8 protein-coding genes are annotated in these 10,848 nt (G+C 35.7%); 2 read left to right on the top strand and 6 right to left on the bottom strand.

Going from position 1 to position 10,848, the window contains the following annotated elements; translation table 11 throughout:
* The first annotated feature begins 58 nt into the window (after positions 1-58).
* Both tnpA and NTX22_10165 read left to right on the top strand, forming a co-directional pair.
* The gene (tnpA, locus tag NTX22_10170; protein ID MCX6150879.1) at positions 59-499 is read left to right on the top strand and encodes an IS200/IS605 family transposase; all 441 of its coding nucleotides are present in this window, start codon (positions 59-61) and stop codon (positions 497-499) included.
* 142 nt (positions 500-641) lie between these two features.
* A complete protein-coding gene (locus NTX22_10165; GenBank protein ID MCX6150878.1) occupies positions 642-890 on the top strand; it encodes a hypothetical protein in 249 nt (82 codons plus the stop codon).
* 161 nt (positions 891-1,051) lie between these two features.
* Here the strand turns inward: NTX22_10165 and NTX22_10160 are convergent, their stop codons facing one another.
* From NTX22_10160 to NTX22_10135, 6 genes are all read right to left on the bottom strand, one after another.
* Positions 1,052-1,855 (bottom strand): M48 family metallopeptidase, encoded by an 804-nt coding sequence (locus tag NTX22_10160; GenBank protein ID MCX6150877.1) that lies wholly within the window; start codon positions 1,853-1,855, stop codon positions 1,052-1,054.
* A gap of 165 nt (positions 1,856-2,020) precedes the next feature.
* Entirely contained in the window at positions 2,021-3,481 is a 1,461-nt protein-coding gene (locus tag NTX22_10155) for a pitrilysin family protein (protein MCX6150876.1), read from the bottom strand.
* A 1-nt stretch (position 3,482) separates the two neighbouring features.
* The gene (locus NTX22_10150; GenBank protein MCX6150875.1) at positions 3,483-4,850 is read right to left on the bottom strand and encodes a pitrilysin family protein; all 1,368 of its coding nucleotides are present in this window, start codon (positions 4,848-4,850) and stop codon (positions 3,483-3,485) included.
* 133 nt (positions 4,851-4,983) lie between these two features.
* Positions 4,984-6,366: a TlpA disulfide reductase family protein gene (locus tag NTX22_10145; protein ID MCX6150874.1), complete on the bottom strand. Its 1,383-nt coding sequence runs from the start codon at positions 6,364-6,366 to the stop codon at positions 4,984-4,986.
* A gap of 61 nt (positions 6,367-6,427) precedes the next feature.
* Complete coding sequence (locus tag NTX22_10140) at positions 6,428-9,301, bottom strand: T9SS type A sorting domain-containing protein (GenBank protein ID MCX6150873.1); 2,874 nt, start codon at positions 9,299-9,301, stop codon at positions 6,428-6,430.
* Positions 9,302-9,355: 54 nt separating this feature from the next.
* Positions 9,356-10,636, bottom strand: coding sequence for a hypothetical protein (locus NTX22_10135; GenBank protein MCX6150872.1), 1,281 nt, complete (start codon positions 10,634-10,636; stop codon positions 9,356-9,358).
* Between the last annotated feature and the right edge of the window lie 212 nt (positions 10,637-10,848).

Raw genomic sequence — 10,848 nt, 5'->3', positions numbered from 1 at the left:
GAACGTGGATTAGGAAAATAAACATCCGGCTTTAGCCACAGAAAGGAGTAAATTAAAAATGCCATTTGTTAGAGTATGGATTCACTTAATTTGGTCGACTAAGAATAGAGAAAAGATAATCTCACCTGAATTAAAACATAAACTTATTGAACATATAAAAATTAACGCCAGGGAAAAAGGATTATGGATAGATTCAATTAACTGCATCAGCGATCATATCCATTTATTGATTTCTCTTAATTCTGAAATGCCGATTAGTAAAGAAGTAATGCTAATCAAAGGAGAATCATCACATTGGATAAATAAAAATGTTTTAAATGAAAGTTGTTCAAGATTCCAATGGCAAGATGAATATATTGCCGTATCAGTAAGCGAATCGATGGTAGATAAAGTAAGAAATTATATAAGAGATCAGGAATTGCATCATTCTAAAAAATCTTTTGGTGATGAATATAATGGAATGATGAAAAAGTACGGAGTAAATGTTCTTCAAAATTAAATGCGGCTAAAGCCGGATTTATTATACAAAAATTGTCCACGATGTAAACATCGTGGCAATAGAAATAGCTGATATTTAAATTGTCGTTTATATATCAAGCGGAATCAGGTGACAATAACCAGTAGTTAGTAATGGTGAATTGTTGTATCTTTTTCCTCAAAGATCCAATATCGCGATTACAAATGAAGTAGGCAGCCAGGGAAGACTTGTAAGAACATTGTTGAACAACCAGGCAAGCGGGTGGCAAGGTTCTGTAATCTTTGATGGTTTGAACGATTCCGGCAATCCATTACGGATTGGAATTTATATTATCTTTCTTGAAGCGCTAAATGAAAACTCTGGTGTGCTGGAAACAATGAAAACAGTTGTGGTTGTTGCAAGAAAATTATGAGCTTGTCGCGTCTTTCCCCACAGGAAGTGCTTCGATAGAACTTCAGTATTCGATATTTTATTATTCAATATTATAAAGTCAAAATACCGAATACTGAACAACGAGAATATATTAAAAGGAAAATGATTTAAAAACCTCCCCCAAGGGAGAGGCTGAAAAGACTATTTCTTATAATATTTCATCGCTTCCGGAAGCGCTTTCTGAATATCGCTTATTCTTGTTTCATCAGATGGATGAGTGCTCAAAAATTCTGGCGGCTTTTGTCCTTTACCCAACTGAGCCATCCTTTGCCAGAATGGAACTGCTTGATTTGGATCGTATCCTGCCATTGCCATAAAAATTAATCCTAAGTGATCAGCTTCGCTCTCATGCAATCTGCTGTAAGGAAGAAGTACCCCAAGCTGTGCACCAAGACCAAATGCAGTCATAAACAGTTGCTGTGTTGCAGCTGGTTTTGTTTCAATTGCTTTTTCTAATGCCATACCACCCAACTGAGTTAGCAATCCCTGACTCATTCTTTCATCACCATGTTTTGCAATTGCATGTGCAATTTCGTGTCCCATTACAGTTGCTAACCCGGCTTCATCTTTTGTAATAGGAAGAATACCGGTATAAACAACAACTTTGCCACCGGGCATACACCAGGCGTTCACCTGCGGGTCTTCTACAAGATTAAATTCCCAGCTATAACCATTTAATTCTTTAGACATTTTATTTTGTGCAAAATACTGTTCAACCGCTGCCTGCACTTTTGTTCCAACTCTCCGGACAAGTGCAATGCCATTTTGATCATTACTAAGCTTGGCAGTTTTAAGAAAATCTCCATATTGCTGGTAGCTCATAGATTGCATTTGAGAAGAAGGAATAAGATCGAGCTGTTGCCTGCCGGTTATTGGTACTGTACTGCATTGAATAGAAAGCAATGCGACTATTAATAAAACAAATAACCCTTTTAATATTTTCATAAAAACCTTCTTTATTATTTCTAATTTTCTTATGAAAAGATAATATTGTGGAAAGTTAAATACAAGAGAAGCTGCCCGTGATTGATTAATTTGAGAGTTGATTATTTATAATAGAGACGCATTGTATTGCGTCCCTATTAAACAATAAAACAACTTCTTACTATTCTAGTTTTCTATCTTCGGGATCTTTCCTAAGACATCTTCAATAGAAAGGTTTATAATTTCACCAAGATTCAATTTCTTTATTCCATCTTCAATTTTTGCCTTATCACCAACCACAACAACTAAAACCTGGTCAGGAACAATGTATTTTTTAGCAGCTTTATTCACATCATCACCGCTAATACTTAAAACTGAAGGAATATAATCGCTGAAATAATTATCCGGCAAATTGTACTCTACCATTTCTTCTAACTGCCCGGCAATTTCTGCTACATTCTGAAAATTAGATGGGTAACTAAGTGCTAAATAATTTTTTGCACGTGCTAATTCTTCATCGGGAACTGGCTTCAAAATTCCATTTAATTCATTAAAGAATTCAGTTAATGCTTTGTCGGTTACATCTGTCTGAACTGAAGACTGCGCAATAAATGGTCCGGGTATAGGTCGGAATGAAAAATAAGAACCAGCACCATAAGTATATCCATGCACTTCTCTTAAGTTTTGGTTTAACCGCGAAGAAAATGAACCGCCAAGAATTGTATTCATCACAGAAATAGCGTTATAATCTGTTGTTATTCTGGGTGCACCAATTCTTCCAATAAAAATAACAGATTGTGCTGAACCAGGTTTATCAACAATGTATATCGTTCTTTTATTTACCTGAAGGGCTTCTTTAATTTTATCAGTTGGAACATCACCTTTCTGCCATTTGCCAAAAGCAGATTCTAATTTAGTTTTTAATTCATCAATCTTAACATCGCCCACAGCAACAATAAAAGCGTTGTTTGCTTTAAAATATTCCTTGTGGAAATTCTTTAAATCACCAACAGAAAAACTTTTTATAGTGTTCTCGTAACCAATGGTTGGTCTTCCGTAAGGATGCTCTTTGCCAAATAATTTTAGATTAAAAGTAAACGGTGCGATAGCCGTGGGTTGATCGTGCCATTGCATAATTGTGGTCAATCGATCTTTTGTTTTTCTTTCCAACTCTTTTAGTGGAAAATCTGGGTTTAATACGATGTCCGAAAGCAGTTTAAGCGCATCATCAAACTTTGAAAGCGGTGTGTGCAAATAGATGCCGGAATAATGCTGACCAGCGCTTGCAGATATTCTTGCTCCTAAAAAATCTATTGCATCTGCTAATTCAAGAGAAGTTTTACCAGCGGCACCTTCATCAAGCATATCCATTGTTAAATTAGCTAACCCGGTTTTATTTTCAGGATCACATATGCTTCCGGATTTAACAATTACATTTAGCTGAACTAACGGAACGTTGTGCTTTTCCATTAATACTACTTTTATTCCATTCGATAGTTCAAATTTTTCTATTGGAGGTACCACAAGTTTGGATGGTGGTGGTAACTGAGGCGGGGCATTTCTTTCAACCCGTTGAGCAATTAAAGATTGACTAAACAGAATGACAACAATAAACGAAACCGCCAAATATAAAATTGCATTTTTCATTTTACTTTCCCTCCTCTTTTGCTTTTACGGCTAAATCAAGTTTACCCTGCGGAACAATACTTAACACAACTCTGCCATCATCTGGCAAAAAAGTTTTTGCAATTGCCTGAATATCATTAACGCCCAACGCTTTATATCTTGCTAAGTCTTCATTAAAGTAATCAGGATTTCCAGTTGCGTAAAAATAGTTGTTCAGTAAATCTGCCTTACCGCCAAATCCACCAACATTTTCTAAACCATCAGTAAATCTTGCCTCGTATTGATTTACTGCACGCTGCAATTCTCTTTCTGCCGGAGGATCTTTTTTAATTTTATCTATTTCTTCCTGAATAACTTTTTTTAGTTCTTCCAGCGTATGACCAGCACGGGCAGTGGCAATTATCATAAATTGAGAAGAGAGTTTTCCCGAACCCTGGGAAGCATTTACATCCTGCGCAATTTGCAATTCGTAAACTAACCGTTGATATAATCTTGAATTTTTGCCTCCGCTTAGAATGTTGGCAAGCATATCCAGCTCTGCATCGCCAGGATAAAACTGTTGTGGAGTAATCCAAACCATATAAAGGCGTGGAAGCTGAACTTTATCTTCCAATACTAAAAATTTTTCTTCTGCTAATTTGGCGGCGGGTGGATTTATTAGCGGTGCTGGTTTTCCTTTGGGAATTTCTCCAAACCATTTTTCAACCAGCTTAATTGTTTCTTGGGGTTTTATATCTCCCGCAATGGAAAGGCTTGCATTGTTGGGAACATAATATGTTTTAAAAAATTCAACAACATCTTCAAAGCTTGCTGCACTCAAGTCTGCCATCGATCCGATAGTAGCCCAATTGTAAGGATGACCGGCGGGATACAAATTTTTATAAATATTTTCCCAAGCTAACCCATAAGGGCGATTTTCATAGCTTTGTCTTCTTTCATTTTTAACTACGTCTCGCTGCTCATCAACTTTTTTTGGAGTCATAGCATCAACTAAGTAACCCATTCTGTCAGAATCCAGAAACAAAGAAAGTTCAAGAGCATTTGTAGGAACATTTTCCCAATAGTTTGTCCGGTCGTTACTTGTCGATCCGTTATTATCTCCACCGGCAGCTTCCAGAAGTTTATCAAACTGACCAACTGGCACGTGTCCAGAGCCCATAAACATTAAGTGTTCGAACAAATGAGCGAAACCGGTGCGCCCGGGTTTTTCATTTGCTGAACCAACCCAATAATACATATTTACGCTTACAGTTGGTGTTGTGTGGTCTTCGTGCAGGATAACATTCAATCCATTTGGAAGAACATACCTGGTATAAGGAACCTGAATTTGGCTTACCTGAACTGAAATAGTAAGGCATAAAAAAATAAACAGAAATAGAAAGGCTCTCATAATTTTTCCTCTCGTGATATAAATAAATTGAAACTTTCCTAAGGATATATTACAGAATATTTATAAAAATTTCATATTAAAATTTGGCATAACAAACCTCTGCTGTTTGGTGAACTTCGGTAGTTTTCTAATATCAGAAGTATGAATGTATTTCTTCAAACGTAGTTGGCTTTAAAATTATCTTTCTTTGCTTATCTAATAAAAACATTGTTGGAGTTGCGTATAAATAATAATCCGATGCGGCTTTGCTGCCCCATCCTTTTACTGCAAAGAGGTTAATCCAATTTAGATTATTCTTCTTTATAAAATTTAACCAATCGGATTTTGTTGTATCAACTGAAATTGCAAATACCTCCAATGATTTAGTTTTTTGTTTGATGTACAAATCGTTCAGCTTTGGAATTAACTCATTACAATGAGGGCACCAGCTTGCATAAAATACAATTAAAACTTTTTCACTATTCAGCTTTGATAAATCAATGTCCTTACCTCCAGCATCAGGTAAAACAATGTTTGGGGCAATTGCACCAATTGGCAGTTTCTTATTCTGGTCTAATCTTCTTTGAATAGAATTCTCTGTTTTCTCATCAAGACAAAGATCATCTTTGATAACGTAGTTCTGAATTATGTAATCGATGATCTTATCAAACCCAAACTTCTTAAAACCATCTATCAAATATTCTGTAATATGCTGATAAACTAATTGATGAACTTTTGCCTTATTCAGAATTGTATCTACAGCAATCATAAATTCTTTTTCTAAAAGTTCTTTCGGCAGTTGCGGATTGCGGTAATAAGTAAGGTACTCAATAGATTTATTTGAAAAGACATCAGAATAAATTAATCCGGCATCGCTGAAATCAACTTTATCAAGTGCGTGAGATTTTAGATAAACTATTTGTTTGTCAATCGGAAGGGAATAATCTACTACCGGTAATTGCGCAGAGCGAATGTATCTGGCAACGAAGGAATTCGGGTTTTTTTGTGAAATTACTTTAACAAATTCAGTGTACTCATTTTGTAATTCTTTTACTTTTTGTTCAGTGGTTTTATAGTATCCATCATCTTTTGGATAGCGGGCTAAGATAAGCTGCAACAATTCTGTCTTAATCTTGTATTGCTTATTTAGCAAAATGAAGGAGTTATATATTTTATTGCTTTCGGAATTTATAACTTTCAAACTATCCAAAACATTATTTGCATAAGTTTTTATGCTTACATCTTCGCCATCGTTAACAAAATCGATCCATTTATTTTTATTGAAAGAAAGCCGGTAAAAACCGGGATGATAATTGCCTTTATCTAATGTGAATTTATAAATGCCATTTGCAATCACTGTAACGGAGTCACGTAAAGTTGTCTTCTCCCCGCTCAACTTAGATATAAAAGCTTTGCCCGAAGAACATAAAATTTGTACTTCTATTGTTTGGGCATATAAAATATTCACAAAAAATAATTCAATTAGTAAAGCGAATTTTACTGCTTTATATACTGGAAATTTTTCTGCTAATCTCATAGCCTTCTAAATTATTTTAAATCGAGTCCCCTTGCCAGGACAAGTCAAATAGTCAAATTGTCTAATCCTTCAGGCAGCGAACACTAAAGCCGTATTGCTTACCGTTTCCCGATAGCTCTATATTACTACCATCATAGTAAATGTGAAAGCTATATCTATAAATAATGGTATCGTACGCGGTTGAACTCCAATTGTAAGTGTAATTAGCTAATAAACCAGCGAAGCCGCTTTCATAACGGTAACCCGCAAACAATGCGGAAAATCCACTTATATTCGTACCAGCCCCAGCGCCTGTTCCTTGCCCAATAGCTTTAAGAGCATTCCCATCATTATTTACAGTTGTTGCCAGAGTCTGAAATTCCTCTAAAGTCGGTATGTGCCAACCAGTTGGACAAATACCTTTTGTGCCTTGTGTTGTTACATATTGCATCGCTTCATTCCATTGATATAAGCCACCGTAAGTATCACAATTAGATTCGAGATTATCATAACAGTATTTTTCAATTGTACTATTGTTCGTTTGTTCGGCAGCTCCGTCTATTCTTGTTCCTACATCAAGATTTTCTCTTAACCAGCATTGAGCTCCAATTTGGACAGAGTTATATATTTTACCGGCATAGGCAACAGTAGGAATTTCCGGGCAAAATGTGGTTGATACAATGGTTACTTTAATCGGTTGGGATTGTTCGGATGAGAAACCTAACCTATCGATTGCTTGTACTGAAATTTCATAATTACCAGCTTGATAGGAATGAGAAAACATATAACTTTGACAGTTTGTCACATAATCTGATTCATCTACTGTTCCATCTCCATAATAAACTTTATACTTTACATTATCACAGTCGGAATCTGAAGGTGAAACAGTATAATTATAAGAACTATCTGCGATTCCATTAAAAACACCTGATACAGTGGGTACCGTTGGGGCAGGTTGCGTAGTATAAATTTTGGCATTCCCATTTTTTTGTTTAATATAAAATGTAAGATCACTTTCCGAAAAAAAAGAATCATAAAAAAACCAGCCAAGTAAGAAAGCATCTTCCCCTGCACCAACAAAATCCAATATTACAGTTAAATTTCCAATGCCTGCTTGTAATGCTTTGGGCGCTACTTTTGAACCATATTTAGAAGCCCAGACAGATATTCTTTCCGCATTTCTTTTAATAGTTGGAACAAGAAATCCTGGAAGAGCTGTAATACCTCCCTCCATTAGATTTTCGCCTGACAGTGTAACTTCTGTGAATAATTCAGCAGCTGTGGGTCCGTAATCTAAAGCTATTTGCAGAAATCCAGTTGCTTCAGATGGATCAACCACAGATACAATTCCAAGACTGCGTGCTGTCACATAGATTAACCCGCCCAATAAACCTTTTAATTTAGAATTGGCTTTTAATATTTTATAATAATCTCCATTTGCTACTTCCCAGTTCTGGTCCATTACAAATGATATTGCGCCAATTAAAGGTACGGGAAGAAATTCACTAGCAAGGCAATACCGGGGGTCACTCCGTGATAACGTCAAAATAAAATAACCGTCACCTATTGAGTATTCTGTTTCTCCATTAGTTGGCAATATCCACCAGTTTATACCCCTTCCATATACATAAAGTGGTGGTGACCACATTGAATATGAATCTTTATCTAATGGGTTTTTATCTGTGTTGTAGGAACATATTCCATATGGTGTTGCGCGGGGGTTTATGATTTTTATTTTCCCATCATTGGGCACATCCTCAATATAAACAGGACCGGAAAGGATGTTTGATATTCCACTTTTTTTTTGAAGTATGCCGCCGTGATTGTGAACAATATCTAGAACAATTTCAGCCGCTGTTTTTAACATATCCGGATGTGCCTGATAATTCATTAAATTTTTGGGATCATTAACCATTAGATCTCTTACAATATTTTTCAGAGCCGGGAATTTGGAGTGCTGAGATATTTCGATCATCAATTGATTTGGCGTAAGACCAAAAATTCCCCAATCGACTGGAAACATAAAAGCCACAGCTAGTGCCGTAGTAGTTTCGTTTATTTCAAAGTTGTTAGTAAGATTTGAATATGATGCTCCTATCATATTATCTTTTTCATCTAACAAATAAGTAAAAGAATATTTATCTTGATAGGATTCTACCACAACTGATCCGTCACTATTGACATTAGCTTCATTTACAGGCGTAACTAAACTAAGATTTTGCAAAGTAACAGTTGAATTATCTGGTAACTTAACTTGACCTGTGAAGTTTTCTAATTTTTCTGTCACGATTAATTCTACAACTAAATTTCCGACATCAATTGTCTTGCCGGTCAGGATGGGAAGATTTGTGAAAGTTTTTCTTCCAGTTATAAATGAACTAACTACAATACTATCAAGTATTATATCACCAGATGATTTGTTAAGCTGGAAGTTTGCAACACCAGGTGAGTTTGTTAAATGTTGGCTTCCATATAGAAGCATTAATTTTTTTAGAACAGTATATTGCTGATCAACTGTTATTCTTGCAATGTAAAATCCATTAGCTAGCCCATTCAATTCTATATCGACAAAATTATTACCTGCGCCAAGATCTTTTTCAATTACAGATCTAACTCTTTCACCGACGATATTGAACAAATCAATTTTAACTTTGCTGGCTTTTGGAAGTGTAATGTTTATTCTTGTTAAGGGATTAAATGGGTTAGGATAATTATTAGAAATATTATAACCTGATGGAAGAGTGTTTTCTGTTTCTACATCAGAAATATTCGCGAAAGTAAAAGAGCCATCAATACCAGAAGTTGTTGAGTAAACATTTGGTGAAATATAAAGTTGCAGTTGTAAACCAGATAAACCTTCTCCTGTTATATTAACTAATTTGCCCGTTACTGTCTGGGCAGATAGAATATAAAACTGTGCAAATGGCATTAACAAAATCAGTATTAACTTTTTCATTTGTGTCGTCCACTTTATTTATAATAATCAAAATACTCTTGCTGTATTTTGATGCTAATCCTTAACGCACCGAATGCTAAAACCGTAAGCCTTGTAATCAGCCAGGAAGTGCATATAACTATCATAATCAATCAGGTTCAGGTAGCTGGCATATGTAACATCAATCTCATTCGAACTCCAAAAGTACGTGCCGTCACTTAAATTATAGAAGTGACCATCATCGTACCGGTAGCCAGCCAACAAAACGGAAAAACTGCTCGTGTTTGTTCCTTCACCATTTGGGGCAATTCCTTGTCCTAATGCTTTTAAAGCGTTACCATCATTATTTACTACTCTTGCTAATGTATCGAATTCTGCTTTTGTTGGTATGTGCCAACCACCAGGGCAAATTCCCTGTATGCTTGGTGTTTTGCTGTACGCCATTGCTTCATTCCATTGGTACAGCCCTCCATATGTATTACAATTAGATTCGAGATTATCATAGCAATACTTTTCAATTGTACTATTATTAGTTTGTTCCTTGCTTCCATCTATTCTGGTTCCAATATCAAGATTTTCTTTTAACCAGCATTGATTGCCAATTTTTACAGTGTTGTATACTTTGCCGTTGCGCGAATCAATTACAGTTGGTAAGCCAGGACAAATTGATCCTACAGTTCCCCCAGGGGTTGTCGTAAACTTCCAAACAGGACCGGGTGTTAAGTTACTATGATTATCCTTTGCAACTATCTTCCAGTAATATGGAGTGTTGGTGTTAAGACCATTTCTTGTTATGCTTGTTTCTGTTTGATCTGATGAAACTTTTGTAGTTAGGTTACTGCTTGTTCCAAAATAAACATCATAAGTTAAAGGATCTCCGTCAGGATCATTACAAGTCCAGCTTAATGTTAAAGCCTTTGGTCGGTTTGTGGCATTATCTTCCGGACTTGGATTGGATGGCGGATTTGGCGACAAATTTGCGCTGCCGTCTTGAACTGTAACCGTAACTATATCAGTCACCGTTACTTCTCCATCACTAACAGTAGCTGTAATTGCATAGCTGCCTTTTACAACAGATGCTTTCCAGTTTACAGAAATACCTGTGTCGCCATTCGGAAAACTACCATCTTGCGACGCCCAGGTTATTGTTAGATTATCTCCATCCGCATCTGTGGCTACGCAGGTTAATGCGGTTTGCTGTTCTGTCTCAATAGTTGCTGGATTAGCTGATAAGCTTTCAATTTTGGGTTTACGGTTCTGTTGAGGAGAGAGAGAATCATTTTGACAGCCATTTTGAAATAAAAAAATTACTAAAGTTGATGCTAATATTACATTTAGAATTAAAATCTTTTTCATTTGCTACTCCTCTAATTATAAAAATCATTGCACTATTGCTGTATTTTGGCAACTAAGATTTGAAGATGGAAATTCTTCTTTTGACATACACATCAAAGTAAAAAGAAAAGAAGGAATTGTACATCATTCGAAATTTTATAGTACTACTTAAAGAATCTTTGTTTAATATCAAACATCTTTCTAAAACTTTGCAACAATATTAAAAAACAAAA

It is taken from the genome of Ignavibacteriales bacterium (genome assembly GCA_026390815.1).
Taxonomy (GTDB): Bacteria; Bacteroidota; Ignavibacteria; order Ignavibacteriales; family SURF-24; genus JAPLFH01.
Note: the sequence above shows the minus strand (reverse complement) of the source record. Positions and strands in the feature narration are given on the sequence as shown.

Excerpts from the sequence above, each read along its gene's own strand:
- NTX22_10160 (MCX6150877.1), bottom strand. The coding sequence starts at position 1,855 with ATGAAAATATTAAAAGGGTTATTTGTTTTATTAATAGTCGCATTGCTT.
- NTX22_10135 (MCX6150872.1), bottom strand. The coding sequence starts at position 10,636 with ATGAAAAAGATTTTAATTCTAAATGTAATATTAGCATCAACTTTAGTA.
- NTX22_10140 (MCX6150873.1), bottom strand. The coding sequence starts at position 9,301 with ATGAAAAAGTTAATACTGATTTTGTTAATGCCATTTGCACAGTTTTAT.
- tnpA (MCX6150879.1), top strand. The coding sequence starts at position 59 with ATGCCATTTGTTAGAGTATGGATTCACTTAATTTGGTCGACTAAGAAT.
- NTX22_10145 (MCX6150874.1), bottom strand. The coding sequence starts at position 6,366 with ATGAGATTAGCAGAAAAATTTCCAGTATATAAAGCAGTAAAATTCGCT.
- NTX22_10150 (MCX6150875.1), bottom strand. The coding sequence starts at position 4,850 with ATGAGAGCCTTTCTATTTCTGTTTATTTTTTTATGCCTTACTATTTCA.
- NTX22_10155 (MCX6150876.1), bottom strand. The coding sequence starts at position 3,481 with ATGAAAAATGCAATTTTATATTTGGCGGTTTCGTTTATTGTTGTCATT.